Origin of the sequence: Nitrospirillum amazonense (assembly GCF_007828045.1) — a bacterium.
Classification (GTDB): Bacteria; Pseudomonadota; Alphaproteobacteria; order Azospirillales; family Azospirillaceae; genus Nitrospirillum; species Nitrospirillum amazonense_C.
The window spans coordinates 52,103-67,941 of sequence record NZ_VITN01000004.1 but is presented as its reverse complement, the minus strand read 5'-3'; the positions used below and the strand labels follow the sequence as shown (position 1 = coordinate 67,941).

24 protein-coding genes are annotated in these 15,839 nt (G+C 68.1%); 6 read left to right on the top strand and 18 right to left on the bottom strand.

Translation table 11 applies throughout. The features are described 5' to 3' along the window. Window positions 1–47 precede the first annotated feature (47 nt). The gene (locus FBZ89_RS07985; RefSeq protein WP_145749485.1) at window positions 48–944 is read right to left on the bottom strand and encodes a LysR family transcriptional regulator; all 897 of its coding nucleotides are present in this window, start codon (window positions 942–944) and stop codon (window positions 48–50) included. 116 nt (window positions 945–1,060) lie between these two features. On the opposite strand from FBZ89_RS07985, the gene FBZ89_RS30760 reads away from it, so the two are divergent. Genes FBZ89_RS30760 through FBZ89_RS07975 form a run of 3 tightly spaced genes read left to right on the top strand, consistent with a single transcriptional unit; the run spans window position 1,061 to window position 2,549 of the window. Then, window positions 1,061–1,216: a hypothetical protein gene (locus tag FBZ89_RS30760; RefSeq protein ID WP_186457249.1), complete on the top strand. Its 156-nt coding sequence runs from the start codon at window positions 1,061–1,063 to the stop codon at window positions 1,214–1,216. After that, on the top strand, window positions 1,209–1,829 hold the full coding sequence (locus FBZ89_RS07980; RefSeq protein WP_145749484.1) for a glutathione S-transferase family protein: 621 nt from the start codon (window positions 1,209–1,211) through the stop codon (window positions 1,827–1,829). The genes FBZ89_RS30760 and FBZ89_RS07980 overlap by 8 nt, the downstream gene beginning before the upstream one ends. Window positions 1,830–1,880: 51 nt before the next feature. Continuing rightward, window positions 1,881–2,549 carry a peroxiredoxin-like family protein gene (locus FBZ89_RS07975; RefSeq protein WP_145749483.1) on the top strand — a complete coding sequence of 223 codons (669 nt, stop codon included), beginning with the start codon at window positions 1,881–1,883 and terminating at the stop codon, window positions 2,547–2,549. Window positions 2,550–2,634: 85 nt separating this feature from the next. Here FBZ89_RS07975 and FBZ89_RS07970 read toward each other — a convergent pair whose 3' ends face one another. After that, window positions 2,635–3,615, bottom strand: coding sequence for an NAD-dependent epimerase/dehydratase family protein (locus FBZ89_RS07970; protein WP_145749482.1), 981 nt, complete (start codon window positions 3,613–3,615; stop codon window positions 2,635–2,637). Window positions 3,616–3,689: 74 nt separating this feature from the next. Here FBZ89_RS07970 and FBZ89_RS07965 point away from each other — a divergent pair, with 74 nt between their 5' ends. After that, window positions 3,690–4,070, top strand: coding sequence for a winged helix-turn-helix transcriptional regulator (locus FBZ89_RS07965; RefSeq protein WP_145749481.1), 381 nt, complete (start codon window positions 3,690–3,692; stop codon window positions 4,068–4,070). 274 nt (window positions 4,071–4,344) lie between these two features. Further along, on the top strand, window positions 4,345–4,755 hold the full coding sequence (locus FBZ89_RS07960; protein ID WP_145749480.1) for a nuclear transport factor 2 family protein: 411 nt from the start codon (window positions 4,345–4,347) through the stop codon (window positions 4,753–4,755). A 180-nt stretch (window positions 4,756–4,935) separates the two neighbouring features. Here FBZ89_RS07960 and FBZ89_RS07955 read toward each other — a convergent pair whose 3' ends face one another. The 7 genes from FBZ89_RS07955 to FBZ89_RS07925 all read right to left on the bottom strand — a co-directional run bounded on the left by FBZ89_RS07955 (window position 4,936) and on the right by FBZ89_RS07925 (window position 10,883). Further along, window positions 4,936–5,295 (bottom strand): iron-sulfur cluster assembly protein, encoded by a 360-nt coding sequence (locus FBZ89_RS07955; RefSeq protein ID WP_145749479.1) that lies wholly within the window; start codon window positions 5,293–5,295, stop codon window positions 4,936–4,938. 12 nt (window positions 5,296–5,307) lie between these two features. Further along, complete coding sequence (sufU, locus tag FBZ89_RS07950) at window positions 5,308–5,784, bottom strand: Fe-S cluster assembly sulfur transfer protein SufU (protein ID WP_145749478.1); 477 nt, start codon at window positions 5,782–5,784, stop codon at window positions 5,308–5,310. Window positions 5,785–5,798: 14 nt separating this feature from the next. Further along, a complete protein-coding gene (locus tag FBZ89_RS07945) occupies window positions 5,799–7,067 on the bottom strand; it encodes an aminotransferase class V-fold PLP-dependent enzyme (RefSeq protein WP_145749477.1) in 1,269 nt (422 codons plus the stop codon). Further along, a complete protein-coding gene (gene sufD, locus FBZ89_RS07940; RefSeq protein WP_145749476.1) occupies window positions 7,064–8,350 on the bottom strand; it encodes a Fe-S cluster assembly protein SufD in 1,287 nt (428 codons plus the stop codon). The genes FBZ89_RS07945 and sufD overlap by 4 nt, the downstream gene beginning before the upstream one ends. A gap of 14 nt (window positions 8,351–8,364) precedes the next feature. Further along, window positions 8,365–9,123 (bottom strand): Fe-S cluster assembly ATPase SufC, encoded by a 759-nt coding sequence (gene sufC / locus FBZ89_RS07935; RefSeq protein ID WP_145749475.1) that lies wholly within the window; start codon window positions 9,121–9,123, stop codon window positions 8,365–8,367. Window positions 9,124–9,140: 17 nt separating this feature from the next. Next, window positions 9,141–10,625: a Fe-S cluster assembly protein SufB gene (gene sufB / locus FBZ89_RS07930; RefSeq protein ID WP_145749474.1), complete on the bottom strand. Its 1,485-nt coding sequence runs from the start codon at window positions 10,623–10,625 to the stop codon at window positions 9,141–9,143. Window positions 10,626–10,691: 66 nt separating this feature from the next. Further along, window positions 10,692–10,883 carry a hypothetical protein gene (locus FBZ89_RS07925; protein WP_145749473.1) on the bottom strand — a complete coding sequence of 64 codons (192 nt, stop codon included), beginning with the start codon at window positions 10,881–10,883 and terminating at the stop codon, window positions 10,692–10,694. Here FBZ89_RS07925 and FBZ89_RS07920 point away from each other — a divergent pair. Beyond that, entirely contained in the window at window positions 10,876–11,280 is a 405-nt protein-coding gene (locus FBZ89_RS07920; protein WP_145749472.1) for a group II truncated hemoglobin, read from the top strand. The genes FBZ89_RS07925 and FBZ89_RS07920 overlap by 8 nt on opposite strands. Window positions 11,281–11,483: 203 nt before the next feature. Here FBZ89_RS07920 and FBZ89_RS07915 read toward each other — a convergent pair whose 3' ends face one another. The 9 genes from FBZ89_RS07915 to FBZ89_RS07875 are packed head-to-tail and all read right to left on the bottom strand — an operon-like array spanning window position 11,484 to window position 15,832. Beyond that, window positions 11,484–11,699, bottom strand: coding sequence for a hypothetical protein (locus FBZ89_RS07915; protein ID WP_145749471.1), 216 nt, complete (start codon window positions 11,697–11,699; stop codon window positions 11,484–11,486). A 14-nt stretch (window positions 11,700–11,713) separates the two neighbouring features. Continuing rightward, complete coding sequence (locus FBZ89_RS07910) at window positions 11,714–12,022, bottom strand: 2Fe-2S iron-sulfur cluster-binding protein (RefSeq protein WP_145749470.1); 309 nt, start codon at window positions 12,020–12,022, stop codon at window positions 11,714–11,716. Between the two features lie 33 nt (window positions 12,023–12,055). Beyond that, window positions 12,056–13,228 (bottom strand): DegT/DnrJ/EryC1/StrS family aminotransferase, encoded by a 1,173-nt coding sequence (locus FBZ89_RS07905; protein WP_145749469.1) that lies wholly within the window; start codon window positions 13,226–13,228, stop codon window positions 12,056–12,058. Beyond that, window positions 13,225–13,500 (bottom strand): hypothetical protein, encoded by a 276-nt coding sequence (locus FBZ89_RS07900; RefSeq protein WP_211115144.1) that lies wholly within the window; start codon window positions 13,498–13,500, stop codon window positions 13,225–13,227. Before FBZ89_RS07900 ends, FBZ89_RS07905 begins: the two co-directional genes overlap by 4 nt. Continuing rightward, window positions 13,497–13,841, bottom strand: coding sequence for a DUF3024 domain-containing protein (locus tag FBZ89_RS07895; RefSeq protein WP_211115143.1), 345 nt, complete (start codon window positions 13,839–13,841; stop codon window positions 13,497–13,499). Before FBZ89_RS07895 ends, FBZ89_RS07900 begins: the two co-directional genes overlap by 4 nt. A gap of 54 nt (window positions 13,842–13,895) precedes the next feature. Continuing rightward, the gene (locus tag FBZ89_RS07890) at window positions 13,896–14,135 is read right to left on the bottom strand and encodes a nitrogen fixation protein NifZ (RefSeq protein ID WP_145749467.1); all 240 of its coding nucleotides are present in this window, start codon (window positions 14,133–14,135) and stop codon (window positions 13,896–13,898) included. Continuing rightward, a complete protein-coding gene (locus FBZ89_RS07885; RefSeq protein WP_145749466.1) occupies window positions 14,132–14,479 on the bottom strand; it encodes a nitrogen fixation protein NifZ in 348 nt (115 codons plus the stop codon). Before FBZ89_RS07885 ends, FBZ89_RS07890 begins: the two co-directional genes overlap by 4 nt. Beyond that, window positions 14,476–15,279: a 4Fe4S-binding leucine-rich repeat protein gene (locus tag FBZ89_RS07880; RefSeq protein ID WP_211115142.1), complete on the bottom strand. Its 804-nt coding sequence runs from the start codon at window positions 15,277–15,279 to the stop codon at window positions 14,476–14,478. The genes FBZ89_RS07885 and FBZ89_RS07880 overlap by 4 nt, the downstream gene beginning before the upstream one ends. Next, on the bottom strand, window positions 15,272–15,832 hold the full coding sequence (locus tag FBZ89_RS07875) for a hypothetical protein (RefSeq protein ID WP_211115141.1): 561 nt from the start codon (window positions 15,830–15,832) through the stop codon (window positions 15,272–15,274). The genes FBZ89_RS07880 and FBZ89_RS07875 overlap by 8 nt, the downstream gene beginning before the upstream one ends. Between the last annotated feature and the right edge of the window lie 7 nt (window positions 15,833–15,839).

Here is a 15,839-nt window from a genome sequence, read left to right as displayed (position 1 = left end):
TTAGGCCAGTCCACGGCGGGACGGACGAGGGCGCGGGGCGATATGGCTTATTCCAGCGGGGAATAGGGCGCGGCCATTACCGCTTCCACGAAGCGGGCGAATTCGCGCGCCTTGGCACTGGCCAAGCGCCCGCCGGGAAAGATCGCCCACAGGTCCAGGGAAGGCAGAGTCCAGTCCCCCAGCACCCGGCGCACCGCACCACTGGCCAGCTCCGGCGCGAACATCCAGTCCGAGGCGATCGTCAGCCCCATGCCGGCCAGCACCGCCGCCCGCTGCCCCTCGGCGGCGCTCACCTTGACGCGCCCGCGCACGGAAACCGACGCCTCGGTGCCGTCGCGGGTGAAGCACCAGACGGTGGGCAAGTGGCTGTGGATCACGGCCTCGTGCCCGGCGAGGTCGGCGGGGCTTCGCGGCTCCCCCCGGCGCGCCAAATAGGCCGGGGTGGCCAACACGGAGCGCGGGCCCGTCGCCAGCTTGCGCGCGACCGCGGATGAATCGGGCAGCGCGCCCATCCGCAACGACACGTCGACGCCCTCGGCGATCAGGTCGATGACGCGGTCGTCGAGGATCACGTCGATTTCAAGCTCGGGATGCTGTTCCAGGAAGCGTGGCAGCTGCGGCACGACATGCAGGCGGGCGAAGGTGGTCGCGGCCGAAACGCGCAGGCAGCCGGACAGCCCCGCCCCCGCGCCGCGCGCGGCCAGGTCCGCCTCATCGGCCTCCCGGATGGCGGCCCTGGCCCGCTCATAGAAGCGGTGACCCGCCTCGGTCGGGCTCAGCCCATGGGTCGAGCGGATCAGCAGGTTGACCTGAAGCCGGTCTTCCAATTGGGCGATCGTCTTCGAGACGGCGGGCTGGCCGACATTCAGCTGCCGTGCCGCCGCCGAGAAGGAACCAGTCTCCACCACGCGCACAAACGCCGCCATCGCTTGATATCGGTCCACGTCATTCCTCCTTGGAATGAACATTATCGCCCAGAGCCGGCTGCCCCGTCGAGCCTGGAAGAGGCACCTATCAGCATGCCTTCGGATGGGCCGAAGGGGGCGAGGAGATCGAGATCATGGTCCGTTGGCTGATGGCAACCGCCGCCGCGCCGTCCCTGCTGGACGGGATCCTCGCCTTTCAAATCACCGGCAGCCCGGTCCCAGCGCTTCTCGCGCTGGCCTTGCCGATTCTGCGCGCCGGGCTGCGTCACAAGGAAGCCCACCATGCTTGAGGTTTATGCCTTCGCCACGCCCAACAGCATCAAGGTGCCGATCGCGCTGGAGGAACTGGGGCTCGATTATGCGCTGCACGGCGTCAACGTCCGCCAGGGCGAACAGAAGGCGCCCGATTTCGTAGCGCTGAACCCGAACGCCAAGGTGCCGGTGCTGGTCGATGGCGATCTCGTCCTGACCGAGTCCGCCGCCATCCTGGTCCATCTGGCCGAGAAGGCCGGTCGTCTGCTGCCGGCCTCCGGCGACGGCCGGGCACGGGTGTTCGAGCAGCTCTTCTTCCATGCCTCGGGCCTAAGTCCCGCCTTCGGCCAGTCGGGCTTCTTCCAACGCTTCGCGGCCGAGCCGCAGCCGATCGCGATCGAGCGCTTCCTGGGCGAGGCCAAACGCACCGTGTCCGTCCTGGACGGAGTGCTGTCACGGCATCGCTATGCCGCCGGCGACGCCTTCACCATCGCCGACATCGCCCATTTCGGCTGGCTATGGCGGCGCGAGTTCGCCGGCGTCGGGCTGGAGGACACACCCCATGTCGCGCGCTGGTACGCCGACATCGCGGCGCGCCCCGCCGTCCAGCGGGCCCTTTCCCGCGTCAACGCCTTGCTGCCTTCCGCCTGACCCGCAATTCCCGCCGGGAACAAGCCCTGCCCCCTTTTACGGAGATGTTCCATGTCCCTTCAGTCCAAGCTCGACGCCTTCAAGGTGGACTTCGAAGCCGGCAAGCCGCCCTACAGCGTGCCGCCATCGGTGATCGAGACCATGCACCGCGCCACCGCCGAACTCATCGCCAGTGGTGCTGCCGCGCGCGCCCTGAAGGCCGGCGACCAGGCGCCCCGCTTCACGCTGAACGATCCCGAGGGCAAGCCCGTCTCATCGACGGCCTTGCTGGCTAACGGACCGCTGGTGGTGAGCTTCTATCGCGGCGTGTGGTGCCCCTACTGCAATATGGAACTGCAAGCGCTTCAGGCCGCCTTGCCGGCGTTCGAGGCGCTGGGCGCCAGCCTGGTCGCTATCTCTCCCCAGTTGCCGGTGAACAGCCGCAAGTCCGTCCGCCAGAACGCGCTCCGCTTCCCCATCTTGTCCGACACGCACAACGACGTGGCGGCCACCTTCGGTCTTCGCTTCGACCTGCCCAGCTACCTTGTCGATCTCTACAAGAGCCTGAAGAACGACCTCCCGGCCTTCAACGGTGACCAGAGCTGGACCCTGCCGATGCCGGCCCGCTACGTCATCGGGCCGGATGGGACCATCCTCTATGCCGAGGTCAATCCTGACTACACCCGTCGGCCCGAGCCCGAGGACATGCTGCCGGCCCTGCGCCGCGCCGCGACCGCCTGAGCGTACACGCCGGCCGCGTCGGCGGCCGGCTCCGCTTCCCGCCAGAAGAACACCCCCGAATGGCCCCGTGGCCCCCAACGCGGTCCTAGTCGAGGGTTTGCAGCAATTTGAGCCGAAGCAGGCTTTCCGCGCCGGCGATAATCGCTTCCCCGCCCGGGCGCGGCGACCAGCCGAGCGTTTGTCTCGCCTTGGCGCTACTGGACCGCCGTCGGTTCGCGTTGGGAAAGAGGGGCGCGCCGCGGTTGGGCACCCGCGCGGCCAAACCGCCGAGGCGTTCCCGCAAAATGGTGGCGACCTCCAGCAGGGACACCGGTTCGCCGCTTACCGCGATGAAGCGCTCACCGGCCGCGGCTGGCTGGGTCATGGCCCGCAGGTGCAGGTCGGCCGCGTCCCGCACGTCCACCACGCCAAACCACATATCCGGCAGTTCGGGCGGAAACGCGCCATCCAGCAATCCCTTGATGATCGTCATCGATGTGGAAAGCTGAGGCCCGAGAGCGGGCCCGAATATCCCGGTCGGGTTGACGACGCTCAGCTCCGGGGCTCCGCCCTTCCCCACAAAGTCCCATGCCGCGCGCTCCGCGATGGTCTTGGACAGGATGTACGGTTGGTTTGGCGCATCGACAGGGGTCCAGTCGTCCTCCGTATAGACATGGCTTGCCAGTGCCGGGCCGTACCCCACCGCGGCAAAAGAGGACGTGAGGACAACGCGCCTCACAGCGGCGCGGCCGGCCGCGCGCAGCACGCGCAACGTTCCGTCGCGTGCCGGAATGATCAGATCATTAGGATCTTCCGGCTGAACGGGCGGAAAGGGCGACGCCGTGTGCAGGACATAGTCGCAGCCTGCGGCGGCGGCACCCCAACCATCGTCATGCCCCAGATCGGCGGCGTGAAACGTAAGCCGATGACCGGTATCGGCACCCGCCACCGCCATCATGGCGCGGACCTGCGGGGCCTTGTCGAGGTTGCGCAACGTCGTGCGAACCTCGTGCCCCGCCGCCAGCGCCGCCGCTATGCAGTGGCCGGCGAGGAATCCCGAACCACCCGTGACAAGAATCTTGCTCATTTCGCCTTCTCCTTGCCCTCACAGTCGGCCAGACAGATGAAAGAGAACAAGTAGGATGGATTTTGAGAGGTAATATGGAAAAGCAGACTATCGAGCCGCGCACCTACGGTGACGAATGCGATGGGTGCACGGGGCCGGAGCGTATCGAGGTTATGCGCTTCCAACGGGCGATCAGGGCCATTACCGGCAAATGGAAAATCGAGATCGTATGCAGCCTGGTCGCCGGCCCGATGCGTTTCGGCGAACTGCGCCGCGCACTGCCGGGCATCACACAGCATATGCTGACCGAGCAGCTTCGTGACCTGGCGCGCAACGGCATCGTTATTCGCACCGCCTACCCCGAGGTGCCTCCACGTGTGGAGTATGCGCTGTCGCAAGCCGGCATCGACCTCATGCCGACCTTCGGCGCGTTGCACGACTGGGCCTTGCGCTACCAGGACCGATTGGCGGACTAGACCGACAGGGGCCTGGGCTCAAGCCTGTCCGCAGATGGTCGCGCAGATGGTCGCGTGGAAAATGCGCCCCTTGTCCCTTCCTCGATCAGGCCTGCGGCACGACTGGCGCAGGTTCCACGCGCTATTGTTCCATTCATGAAACAGCGGGTGCTAAATTATGGCGCTACAGGCCATATCGTTCCATTGATATCTATTACCGGCACCGACGCACGCTCGATACCATTGCGGAGGGTGTCCTGGCCGAGGTTCGGTCGCCCCCTCAAGGAAACATGCCATGATGCAATCCGGTGAATCCAAGGAGCGCATCCGCGAGTTGCTCCACCGGAACCTCGAGGAGGTCTTCGGCGAAGGCGACGACACGCGCCGCCGCGCGGCAATCGACGAGCTCTGGGCACAGGATGGGGTGCTTTACGTGCCGCCGGGTGTGATCGTCGGGCGCCAGGCGATCAACAAATTCGCCGGCGATCTACGGGCGACGCATCCGCACTATGTCTACACGCCACAGGGCAAGGCGCAGGTGCTGCACGATGCCGGGCGGCTAGCCTGGGGCTCAGGGCCGCGCGGCGAAGCACCCGAATATACCGGCTGGGATGTCATCACGGTCCGCGATGGCCAAATCGCGGCGCTGTACGTCTTCCTCGACGAAACATCCGAAGAGTTTCGGCGGTCCGCCGGCGCACCCTAGATTTTAGCCTCCTGCAGCAGGCGCACCGCGGCATCGCAGGGGCCGTCAGCGCCATACAGGGCAGCGACGGGTTCTGGCAGGCCGATGAGGCCATGGCGGCCCGGTCTGGTGGCGATTCCCTCTCCCTGGACGCCTCTCCCGGACCCCGCCCCTGCGCCGCGCGGCCCGGATGGATGTCTCCTACACCAATCCCAGTTCCAGGCGCGCGCTTTCGCTCATGCGTTCCCGGGTCCAGGGCGGGTCCCAGACCATATCGACCAGCACCACGCTGACCCCCGGCACCAGCGAGACCAGGTTCTGGACCTGACCCGGCAGCGTCGTGGCCACGGGACAGGCCGGTGTGGTCAGGGTCATGTCGATATGGACCAGGCCGTCACGGCGGACCAGCACCCGATAGATCAGGCCAAGGTCCACCAAGTTGACCGGTATCTCCGGATCGCGGACGGTGCGCAGCGCCTCGAACACCGCCGCCATCAAGGCGGGGTCGCCGTCGTCCGCCGTCACATCGGCCAGCAGTGGTTCTTCCCGGATGACGCGCATGGCTGCCGCCCCCTATTCCGTCTTCACCGGCACGGGCAGGCCGCCGCCTTTCACCGCCGCCTCCAGCGTGTGCCAGGCCAAAGTCGCGCACTTCACCCGCGTGGGGTAGGCCTTGACCCCGGTCAGGGGCTGCAGCCGCTCCCCCTCCTCCGCCAGGGCATCGGGCAGGCCGCCGGCCGTGCCCGATGCCGCGCCCCCTGTCACGGTGCCGTGGAAGTGGCCGAACAGGGCCTCAGCCTCCGCCAGCGTCTTGTTCAAGACCACCTCCGTCATCAGGGAGGCGGAGGCGGTGGAGATGGCGCAGCCCTTGCCCTCGAAACTGACTTCCACGATGCGGTCGCCGTCCAGGCGCAGGAAAATGGTGACCTTGTCGCCGCACAGCGGGTTGTGGCCGTGGGCGAAGTGGCTGGGCGCGGCCAACGTCCGGAAATTGCGGGGGGAACGGCCGTGGTCCAGGATGATGTCCTGGTAGAGATCGCGCAAATCCATGGGGGTGCCCCTTCCTATCGCGCCGCGACGCCGAACAGCCTTTGCGCCGCACGGATGGCCTCGGCCAGGCGCTCCACATCAGCCTCCGTGCTGTAGACCCCAAACGAGGCGCGGGCCGTCGCCGGCAGGTCCAGCCGGTCCATCAAGGGTTGGGCGCAATGGTGGCCGGCGCGCACCGCAACGTCGTGCTGGTCGAAAATGGTGGCCAGATCGTGCGGGTGGATGCCATCGACCAGGAAGGACAGGGCACCCAGCCGGCTGCCGCCCGCCGCCACCAGGCCGACCCCCGGGATTGCCGTCAGCCGCGCCTCGGCATAACGGGTCAGGGCGGCCTCATGGTCGCGGATGGCGGCGCGGCCCAGCCCATCCATGAAGTCCAGCGCCAGGGCCAGGCCGATGGCGCCGGCGATGTCGGGCGTCCCGGCCTCGAACCGCTGGGGGGCGTCCTGGTAGGTGGTCTCAGCGAAGCTGACGGTGCGGATCATGTCGCCGCCACCCTGCCAGGGGGGCATGGCGTCCAGCAGCGCGCGCTTGGCGTACAGCGCGCCGATGCCGGTAGGGCCATAGCACTTGTGGCCAGAGAAGACGTAGAAGTCGCAATCCAGCGCCCGCACGTCCACCGGCAGGCGCGGCACCGCCTGGCATCCGTCCAGCAGGACCAGGGCACCCTGGGCGTGGGCCAGGCGCACCACAGCCTCCACCGCCACGACATGGCCGGTGACATTGGCCAGGTGGGTCATGGCCACCAGCCGGGTACGCGGCCCCAGCAGGCCCTGGAACGCCACCAGATCCAGCGCGCCATCGGCACCCAGGGGCGCCACCACCAGCTCTATCCCCAGGCGCTGGCGCAGCATCTGCCACGGCACGATGTTAGAGTGGTGCTCCAGCTCCGACACCACCACCTGGTCACCGGGGCGCAGAAAAGCCGGCCCCCAGCTTTGCGCCACCAGGTTGATGCCCTCCGTGGCGCCGCGCACGAAGACGATCTCCGATGGATCGGCGGCGTTCAGGAAGCGCGCCACCGTTTCCCGCGCCGCCTCGAACCGGGCGGTGGAGCGGGCGCTGAGGCCATAGACGCCGCGATGCACGTTGGCGTAGTCGGTGCGATAGAACTCGGCCATGCCGTCGATCACGGCGCGCGGCTTCTGCGCGCTGGCGGCCGTGTCCAGGAAGGTCAGACCGGGATTGCGCCCGAAGATGGGGAACTGACGGCGGATGGCCACCGGATCGAACGCGGCGCCATCGGGCCGGGTCACGGCCCGGTCTTGCAGCAGCAGGGTCATGATGCCCCCCCGTCCAGCCAGCGCCGCAGGTGCCGATGGGCCAGTTCCGCCAGGGCATCCGGCAAACCGGCGGCGTCGATGGCCTCCGCCGCGAACGCCTCCACCAGCATGCGGCGGGCGGCGTCCGGATCGATCCCGCGCGACTGGAGATAGAACAACGACGCATCGTCCAGGCTGCCGACCGTAGCGCCGTGGCTGCACTTCACATCGTCGGCCAGGATTTCCAGTTCCGGCTTGGTGTCCACCCGCGCCTGGGGGCTGAGCAGCAGGTTGCGGTTCAGCTGGCGCGCGTCGGTGCCGTCGGCGCCCGGCGCCACGGCCACGGTGCCCAGGAACACGCCGTGGGAGGCTCCCGCCAGCACGCCTTTCACCACCTCTTCCGTGCGGCAGCCCTGGCCCAGATGATCAGCCCGGACAGACAGCGTCGCCTCCTGCCCGCCGTCCAGCAGATAGGCGCCGTGCAGGCGGAATTCGGCGCCGTCGCCGGCCAGGGTGACCGCCACGTCCCGCCGGGACAGGCGCCCGCCGGTGATCAGCGCGCAGGCCTCATACCGGGCCTGGTCCGCCAGCACGGCCCGCACCGCCGCCGTGTGGCAGGCGGCCGGGTCCTCCGCCTGGACATGCAGGTGGGTCAGCATGGCACCGGCGCCCAGGGTGATGACGCCGACGGTATTGCCCCAGCCGGCCCCCGTGCCCATCGCCGTTTCCACCACCGTGGCATGAGCGCCGGCCCCGAGGGCAATGTGCAGACGGGCGTGGGCGGCGGACGTGGTGTGGTGGACGATCTCCACCGGCGTTTCCAGCACCACACCCGGTTCCAGCGCCAGGACCACCCCGTCGGTGAACAGGGCGGCGTTCAGGGCGGCAAATGCCTCCTCACCATCCCCGAAGGCGCGTTCCAACATATCCGGGCGGCGCCGCAGCGTCTCCGCCACCGAGGCCAGCCACACACCGGCCGGCAGGGCCCCACCGGCCGACAGCGCGGGCGCGAACCGGCCGTCCACCAGCACCAGCCGATGGGTGGGAACAGGCAGCAACCAGGGCGCCAGCGACGCCGGTGCCGGCCCATCGCCGCCGCCCGCCGCCGGCAGGGGGGGCGCCGCGGTGAGCGGTTCCAGGTCGGTGAACCGCCAGGCTTCCTGACGCCGGGTGGGAAAGCCCAGCAGGGCGAAGCGGTCCATCTCCACCCGCCGGCGGGTGGTGAGCCAGGCGGGTTCCGCCACCGTGGCCAGCAACTGGTCGAAGGCGTCGCGGAACGGCGCGCTGTCGTCTGTCATCAGCATGGCATCGCCCCCGCTCAAGCCGCGTCGCCCAGATAGGCGTAGCCGGTGCGCTCCAATTCGGCGGCGAAGGTCTTGTCACCAGACGCGACGATGCGTCCATCGGCCAGCACATGCACCCGGTCAGGCACGATATAGTCCAGCAGCCGCTGGTAATGGGTGATCATGACGATGGCGCGGGCCGGATCGCGCAGGCGGTTGACACCGTCCGACACGGCGCGCAGGGCGTCGATGTCCAAGCCGCTGTCGGTTTCATCCAGGATGGCCAGCTTCGGCTCCAGCATGGCCATCTGGAAAATCTCGTTCCGCTTCTTCTCCCCGCCGGAGAAGCCGACATTGACCGCGCGCCGTAGCAGGTCGTCGCCGATGTCCAGCAACTTCAGCCTGTCGCGCACGGCCTTCAGGAACTGCTGCGCGTCCAGTTCCGCCTGGCCGCGCTGGCGGCGGCCGGCATTCAAGGCCGCGCGCAGGAAGTACATGTTGTTCACGCCCGGTATCTCGACGGGGTATTGGAAGGCCAGGAATACCCCCTCCCGCGCCCGCTCGTCCGCCGGCATGGCCAGCAGGTCCCGGCCCAGGTAGCGCACCGTGCCTTCCGTCACCTCATACCCCGGCTTGCCGGCCAACACGCTGGACAGGGTGCTCTTGCCGGCCCCGTTGGGACCCATGATGGCGTGCACCTCCCCCGCCGCCACGTCCAGGTCGATACCCTTCAGCACCTCCCGCCCATTGGCGATGCGGGCCCGCAATCCACGGATTTCCAGAAGCTTGCTCATGATGGTTCCTTTCCCGCTCAGCCGACGCTGCCTTCGAGGCTGACGGCCAGCAGCTTTTGCGCCTCGACCGCGAACTCCATAGGCAGTTCGTTCAACACTTCCTTGCAGAAGCCGTTCACGATCAGCGACAGGGCGTCCTCCGCCGTCAGGCCGCGCTGCTGGCAATAGAACATCTGGTCTTCGCTGATCTTCGAGGTGGTCGCCTCATGCTCCACCTTGGCGCCCGGGTGGCGCACGTCGATGTAGGGCACGGTGTGGGCGCCGCAGCGCTTGCCGATCAGCAGGCTGTCGCACTGGGTGTAGTTGCGGGCGCCGTCGGCGTTGGACAGCACCTTGACCTGGCCGCGATAGGTGTTCTGCGCCCGGCCGGCCGAGATGCCCTTGGAAATGACGGTCGAGCTGGTGTCGCGCCCGATGTGGATCATCTTGGTGCCGGTGTCGGCCTGCTGGCGGTTGTTGGTGATGGCCACGGAATAGAAGGCGCCGGTCGATCCTTCCCCTTCCAGCAGGCAGCTGGGGTATTTCCAGGTGATGGCCGACCCTGTCTCCACCTGCGCCCAGCTGATCTTGGACCGGGCGCCCCGGCAGGCACCACGCTTGGTGACGAAGTTGTAGATGCCGCCCTTGCCGTTCTCATCCCCGGGATACCAGTTCTGGACGGTGGCGTACTTGATCTCTGCATCCTCCAGCGCCACCAGTTCCACCACGGCGGCGTGCAGCTGGTTTTCGTCCCGTTGCGGCGCCGTGCAACCCTCCAGGTAGCTGACGTAGGCGCCCCGGTCGGCGACCAGCAGCGTGCGCTCGAACTGCCCCGTCTTGGCGGCGTTGATGCGGAAGTAGGTGGACAGTTCCATGGGGCATCGCACGCCCGCCGGCACATAGACGAAGGACCCGTCGCTGAACACGGCGGAGTTCAGGGCGGCGAAGAAGTTGTCGCCCTGCGGGACCACGGAACCCAGGTAGCGCCGCACCAGCTCCGGATGCTCCCGCACCGCCTCACCGAAGGAGCAGAAGATGATGCCCAGGTCGGCCAGCTTGTCCTTGAAGGTGGTGGCGACCGACACGCTGTCGAACACGGCGTCCACCGCCACCCCGGCCAAGGCCGCGCGTTCCCCCAGGGGGATGCCCAGCTTCTCGTAGGTTTTCAGCAGTTCGGGATCGACCTCGTCCAGGCTCTTGGGGCCGGACGCGGCCTTGGGCGCCGAATAATAGCTGGCGCCCTGGTAGTCGATGGGGGCGATGTTCAGCTTGGCCCAGTCCGGCGGCGCCATCGTCTGCCAGCGGCGGAAGGCCTTCAGCCGCCATTCCAGCAGCCATGCCGGCTCCCCCTTCTTGGCGGAGATGAAGCGGACGGTGTCCTCGTTCAGGCCGGGCGGCGCGTCTTCCGTCTCCACATCGGTGATGAAGCCGTATTTGTAACCCTCCGCCTGGACGATGCCCTCCAGCAGGCCGGCGGGTGGGGCGTTGCTGGCGGGGCGGTTCGCGGTCGCGCTGTCCGACATGGCGGTCCATCCGATCGTGGCTGGGTCTTGGCTGAGCAGGATGATCAGCAACCGCCGTGCCAGCCGCTAAAAGTCAGGATTCCCGGTCATTTCCAAAGGATTGGCCGCGTCGGCAACCGGACGTTTGTTGCAATCCCGACAGGGGGGTTTGGAACGAACGCCGCCGCCGCCCGTGCTTTCCGCCGCCAAGCCCACCGGCACGTTTCCTGCAAAACCGGCCTTCGACAGGACCAGGAACAGAGGCTGCGCCATGATCACGGAAACGGTTTCCCAGCGGACGATCTTTGAGGCCATCGGCGGCCAATCGGCCATCGACCGGCTGGTGGAGGCGTTCTACCACCACATGGACACCCTGCCGGAGGTGCGCGACCTGCGCGCGATGCACGCGCCCGACCTGACGGAAACCAAGCGCGTGCTGAAGCTCTATCTGGCCCAATGGATGGGCGGCCCCGCCGACTATTCGGCGGAGCGCGGGCATCCGCGCCTGCGGGCGCGGCATCTGGGCTTCACGGTGGGGGTGGCGGAGCGCGACGCCTGGCTGCTGTGCATGAGCGGGGCGCTGATGGCCACCGTGCCCGACGCGGATTTGCGCGGGGCCATCCTGCAGGCGCTGACCCCCTTGGCCGACTGGATGCGCAACCAGCCGGGGCAATAATGCCGTCAGCCACTGCAGGATGCGACGGCGTCCGCCGGAGATTTCTGGGGAGCCGAAGGCGGACTGGAAATCGAGGACAGCCAAGGGGCGGATGCCCCGCCGGCGCCTGAGCGAACATATAAGGCGAGCACCACGGCCGGCATGGCGGCGGCCGCGGCGTCTCCGGAATGGGGGGCCCGGAAAGGGGAGGCCAAAGGGGCGGCCTAGGCGGCGACCTCCCCCTTCAGGCTCTCGATCTCCGATCGCGGCAGGCGGAACACGCCCCGCCCGCCGGCGAGGGCCTGGTAGGGGCCGGTGGCTTTCAGGCTCAGCAGGTTGAACCAGGCCTGGGCCGGAATGGCGGCCGGCCGCTCCCCTATCTCCGTCACCGTGCCGTCCGGCGCGAAGCGGACGTGGATCATCACCGTCTCGACGTGCATCCCTTTTCCCCTTGTCAGAAGCCGGAACCGAAGCCCAGCAGTTCAACCTTGATGGGTTCGGTCCCTAGCACCTTGGCCTGGCAGGCCAGGCGCGATTTCGACCCCACGCCGACCATGGCATCCAGCCGCTCATTCTCCTCCGGCGCGATGCGGGACAGGCCCTTGCGCCCTTCCTGGACGAAGACGTGGCAGGTCCCGCACGAGGCCTTGCCGTCGCATTTGTGGGTCAGGGTCTCGTCCGCCGCCAGGATGGCGGCCAGCAGGGTCATGCCCTCGGCGGCATCTATGGTCTTGCCGGACGGCAGGATGGTAAGCAGCGACATTTCCAAAAGCTCCCTCAAGGTCTGGATCAGTGGTCAGTAAATCGCCGCCCCGGCGCCGACGTTGACCGACGCGTCCTTCATCGTCTCGACGATGTGGGCGATCTGGTCCTCGCTGAGGTGCGTGTGGAACGGCAGGGCGATGGCGCGGTCCGCCACCTTCTCCGTGACGAAGTAGTCGCCCCGGCGGTAACCCAGGTCGAAGTAATGCCGCTGCAGATGCAGGGGCTGGCCGAAGGCGGCGGCCTCGACCTCGGCCAGCCGCAAATCATCCACGATGGCGTCGCGACTGGAGCGGGAGAAGCGCGTGCCCAGGTGTACCTGGTAAAGGAACCAGTTCACCTCGGTGACATCGGGCCCGACATAGGGGTCCTTGATGCCTTCGAACGACTGGAGGTACTTGAAATACAGGTGCTGCACGCCCCGGCGCTTCTCCAGGATCTCATCCAGGCGGCGCAGTTGCGCCAGGCCCAGGGCGGACGCCAGGTCGCTCAAGGCGGCCTGGTAGGGCGCCGTCGCCCCCACCACCACGGAGGTGCGCTCGGCCAGGCGGTGGCGGCATTGCCGGCGCAGGGCCATGGCGATGTCCACGTCATCGGTCACCACCATGCCGCCCTCGCCACAGCACAGCGCGCCGGGCTGGGAGAAATCGAACACGGCGGTGTCGCCGAAGGTCCCGACCAGGCCGCCCTGGTAGCGGGAGCCGATGGCCTCCGTGCTGTCCTCGATCAGCACCAGGCCGTGCCGGTTGGCCAGGTCCCGCAACCCCGCCCATGCGGCCGGGTGGCCATTGGTGTTGGCGGCCACGATGGCGCGCGTGTCGGGCGTGACGCGAACGGCCACCTTTTCCGGCGCCAGCGTCCCCGCCCAATAGTCGATGTCGGCGAAGATCGGGCGGGCGCCGGACAGGCTGACGGCATGCTGGGTTTCGCGGAAGCCATAGGGGGAAAGGATGACCTCCTGCCCCGCGCCGATGCCGTGGGCGCGCAGCGCCATCAGCAGGCCCAGCGTGCCGCTGGCCACCGCCACCGCGTGGCGCCGGCCGAGATAGGCGGCGAATGCCTCCTCGAACGCCTCCGTCACGGCGCCGGCGGCCAGGTTGGGGGTGCGCAGCACCCGCTCCACCGCCGCCAGTTCCGCCGGCGTGATGTCCGGGTCACTGAGACGGATCAGGTCCGCCGCCGCCGGCACCTCGGCCAGCGCAGTCATGGTCCCACCCGCCGGGCCAACAGCACGCCGGTGGCATCAGCGGGCTCCGCCGTCAGGCGCACGCAATGCCCGCTGCCGTCCAGCAGATGCACGTCGAAACCGCCGTAGCGGCGGAAGGGATCCTCCGCCACGTCCGACGCGTCGCAGCGCGTCCAGGCCAGGTGGGGCAGTTGGCGGCGCAGGGTGGCGAAGGCATCCTCGGATGCGGCGGACAGAACCGCATCCAACGTCCCCAGGTCTTCCACGCTCAACGCCATGTCGTCCCCCGTCATTGCCAGAACTGCCGGTCGGCATCCACGTTCAGCAGGTCCAGCAGATCGCCCAGCCGGCCAAAGGCGCCGTGCGGTTCCCAGGTCCCCTGGGCGTGGTCCTTGCGATAAAGCCGCCAATACCCCTGGCTGAACTGGATCAGCGCCACGTCGATGACCCCGCCCTCGCGATCCACGTTGCGTGAGCAGCAGGGGCTTTCGATGCGATAGCCGCCCTGGGCCGGCACGACGCTGGGCCGGACGTAGAGGTAGCGCTGGCGCGCCTGCAACGCGCGCTCGATACGCTTGCGGTCCACATCGTTGGGATGCCCCGCCGCAGTGAGACATTGCGATGCCGCCATCATGCACATCACCCCTTCCCCTGGGCCCCGCCCCCCGTAACCCGATGACCCCGCCGGTCAGGCGGGAGCGATCTCTTCCTCCAGGCAGCCGATCACCCGATGGTCGGCGAATTCGACCAGGTAGATCGGCGTGCCGCTGTCCACATGGGTCCCGACCTGCACGATCTCCCCCACCGTTCCGGACGCTGCCAGCAGGGCGTCTGCCGGCATGTCGGGATAGCTGCCGTCGTTGATCAGGTCGATGACGGCGCGCATGCGCTGTCCCCACTGGTACAAGGGCTGGCGGGGTTCGATCATGGCCGGCCCCCGGCGGCCCGGCCCGGCACCGGCAGGGCGGTGGGCAGGAGGATATCGTCCTCCTCCGCCACGGCCAGCACGGCCTCCAGCTCCTTGCGCTTCATGCCCACGCGGTTGCCGCTGCCCAGGAATTCGACGCCGTAGATGTAGAATTGCTGCAGGAAGGTGCCGATGCTGACGACGTAGCCTTCCTCCCCCTTCTTGGCGAGGATGTCGCCGATCTCCTTGCCGGCGTAGGTGCCGTCGTTGCGGACGGTGCGCCGGGAGCGCACCTTTTCCCCATAGGTGAAGGTGGGGGGATCGACGATCTCCACCACATCGCTGTCGCGGACGATGTTGCTCATGACACAACCTCCAATATGGGGGGCTCCAATATGGGGGGCTCCAGCATCAAGGGGATCGTTGACGGCGACAGGCGCGACGCCACCATTTCCCGCACCAGGATGTCCTCATCCCCGGCCAGGTCGGCGATCTGCGCCACGGGCAGGCGGCTGGCGACCTCGAACCGCACCCGCCAGTCGGGATCACGTTTCAGGCGGGCCAGCAGATCGCCCGGCAGGCGCTTGGACACCTCGTACCGCACGTCGGCGTCGGCATCGGCGGCCATGCGGATCAGCCACTCGACAGGCGCCCGGACGGCAACCATGCGGCGCACCTCCGGCTCCTTGTCCTCTATCATGCGGGCCAGCAGGCCGGGACCGACGCGGCGCGCCACCATCAGACGCACGTAGTAATCGGGGTCGCGGACCATGGGGATCAGGTCCGCTTCGTCAAGCAGGGCGGCAACGCGGATGCGCACCTCACGATGGGGATCGTCGCGCAAGCGCACGGCGTAGCGCCGGGGCAGGCGCCGCACGGCGTTCCAGCGCACCGCCTCCTCCGGGTCCTCCAGCATGGGCGGCAGCAGAAAGATGTCGGCGTGCTTGGCGGCGATGGCCCGCACCTCGAAATGCGGATGCCGCACATGGGCGTTGGCCAGTTCGGGGTTCCAGGTGAAGAACCGGTCGATGCGGCGGGCGTAGCGGTCGTTGACGCAGGCGTGCCTCAGCCGGCACCGGCCGGCGGCTTGAAGCGCGGCGTGGGCGCACGTCCCGCAGGAAATCACCTGGCCCCGCCAGTCCACGGCCTCATCGATGTCAGTCATGATCATCCTGCCCCATGCGCTGGATGACATTCAGCAGCACCTGGGCCCCCACCTTGTCGGTGGGGTCCAGTTCCAGCAGCTTCAGGACGGCCGCCAAGCCTTCATCCAGGCCGCCCATGCGCATGTGCAGGTAGGCGTAGCCCTTGAGGGTGAACAGAAAGAAGCGGGGCAGCGGCGCGTCGAAGCGGCCGAAGTCCGCGTCCGTGGCCACCACCTGGCGCCAATCGGCCGACAGCTTGTTGTCCCGCGCCGCCTTGGCCAGGCAAAGACGGCAGATGTCCAGCGCGTCCTTCAGGCGGCCCTTGTAGAAATAGAAGCGGTACAGGGCGATCAGGGTGGCGGCGTGCCAGGGCGCCAGCAGGCGCGCCTGCCGCAGGTGGCGTTCCGCCACCTCCTCCAGATGATAGGCCTGGGCGGCGGCCGACAGGTGGTAATGCACATCCGGCGGCAGGCCGCCGCCCAACACGGCGGCGGACAGCCATTCTTCATCGGGGATGGGCGGCAGCCCGCCTTCCCCGGATGATGTCGCAGCTGCCGTTTGCCCTGCCCGCATGGCCCAT

Coding starts and splice junctions, on each gene's coding strand:
- FBZ89_RS30760 (WP_186457249.1), top strand. CDS start 1,061: ATGGTCCGTTGGCTGATGGCAACCGCCGCCGCGCCGTCCCTGCTGGAC.
- FBZ89_RS07980 (WP_145749484.1), top strand. CDS start 1,209: ATGCTTGAGGTTTATGCCTTCGCCACGCCCAACAGCATCAAGGTGCCG.
- FBZ89_RS07975 (WP_145749483.1), top strand. CDS start 1,881: ATGTCCCTTCAGTCCAAGCTCGACGCCTTCAAGGTGGACTTCGAAGCC.
- FBZ89_RS07970 (WP_145749482.1), bottom strand. CDS start 3,615: ATGAGCAAGATTCTTGTCACGGGTGGTTCGGGATTCCTCGCCGGCCAC.
- FBZ89_RS07965 (WP_145749481.1), top strand. CDS start 3,690: ATGGAAAAGCAGACTATCGAGCCGCGCACCTACGGTGACGAATGCGAT.
- FBZ89_RS07960 (WP_145749480.1), top strand. CDS start 4,345: ATGATGCAATCCGGTGAATCCAAGGAGCGCATCCGCGAGTTGCTCCAC.
- FBZ89_RS07955 (WP_145749479.1), bottom strand. CDS start 5,295: ATGCGCGTCATCCGGGAAGAACCACTGCTGGCCGATGTGACGGCGGAC.
- sufU (WP_145749478.1), bottom strand. CDS start 5,784: ATGGATTTGCGCGATCTCTACCAGGACATCATCCTGGACCACGGCCGT.
- FBZ89_RS07945 (WP_145749477.1), bottom strand. CDS start 7,067: ATGACCCTGCTGCTGCAAGACCGGGCCGTGACCCGGCCCGATGGCGCC.
- sufD (WP_145749476.1), bottom strand. CDS start 8,350: ATGCTGATGACAGACGACAGCGCGCCGTTCCGCGACGCCTTCGACCAG.
- sufC (WP_145749475.1), bottom strand. CDS start 9,123: ATGAGCAAGCTTCTGGAAATCCGTGGATTGCGGGCCCGCATCGCCAAT.
- sufB (WP_145749474.1), bottom strand. CDS start 10,625: ATGTCGGACAGCGCGACCGCGAACCGCCCCGCCAGCAACGCCCCACCC.
- FBZ89_RS07920 (WP_145749472.1), top strand. CDS start 10,876: ATGATCACGGAAACGGTTTCCCAGCGGACGATCTTTGAGGCCATCGGC.
- FBZ89_RS07915 (WP_145749471.1), bottom strand. CDS start 11,699: ATGCACGTCGAGACGGTGATGATCCACGTCCGCTTCGCGCCGGACGGC.
- FBZ89_RS07910 (WP_145749470.1), bottom strand. CDS start 12,022: ATGTCGCTGCTTACCATCCTGCCGTCCGGCAAGACCATAGATGCCGCC.
- FBZ89_RS07905 (WP_145749469.1), bottom strand. CDS start 13,228: ATGACTGCGCTGGCCGAGGTGCCGGCGGCGGCGGACCTGATCCGTCTC.
- FBZ89_RS07900 (WP_211115144.1), bottom strand. CDS start 13,500: ATGACGGGGGACGACATGGCGTTGAGCGTGGAAGACCTGGGGACGTTG.
- FBZ89_RS07895 (WP_211115143.1), bottom strand. CDS start 13,841: ATGATGGCGGCATCGCAATGTCTCACTGCGGCGGGGCATCCCAACGAT.
- FBZ89_RS07890 (WP_145749467.1), bottom strand. CDS start 14,135: ATGATCGAACCCCGCCAGCCCTTGTACCAGTGGGGACAGCGCATGCGC.
- FBZ89_RS07885 (WP_145749466.1), bottom strand. CDS start 14,479: ATGAGCAACATCGTCCGCGACAGCGATGTGGTGGAGATCGTCGATCCC.
- FBZ89_RS07880 (WP_211115142.1), bottom strand. CDS start 15,279: ATGACTGACATCGATGAGGCCGTGGACTGGCGGGGCCAGGTGATTTCC.
- FBZ89_RS07875 (WP_211115141.1), bottom strand. CDS start 15,832: ATGCGGGCAGGGCAAACGGCAGCTGCGACATCATCCGGGGAAGGCGGG.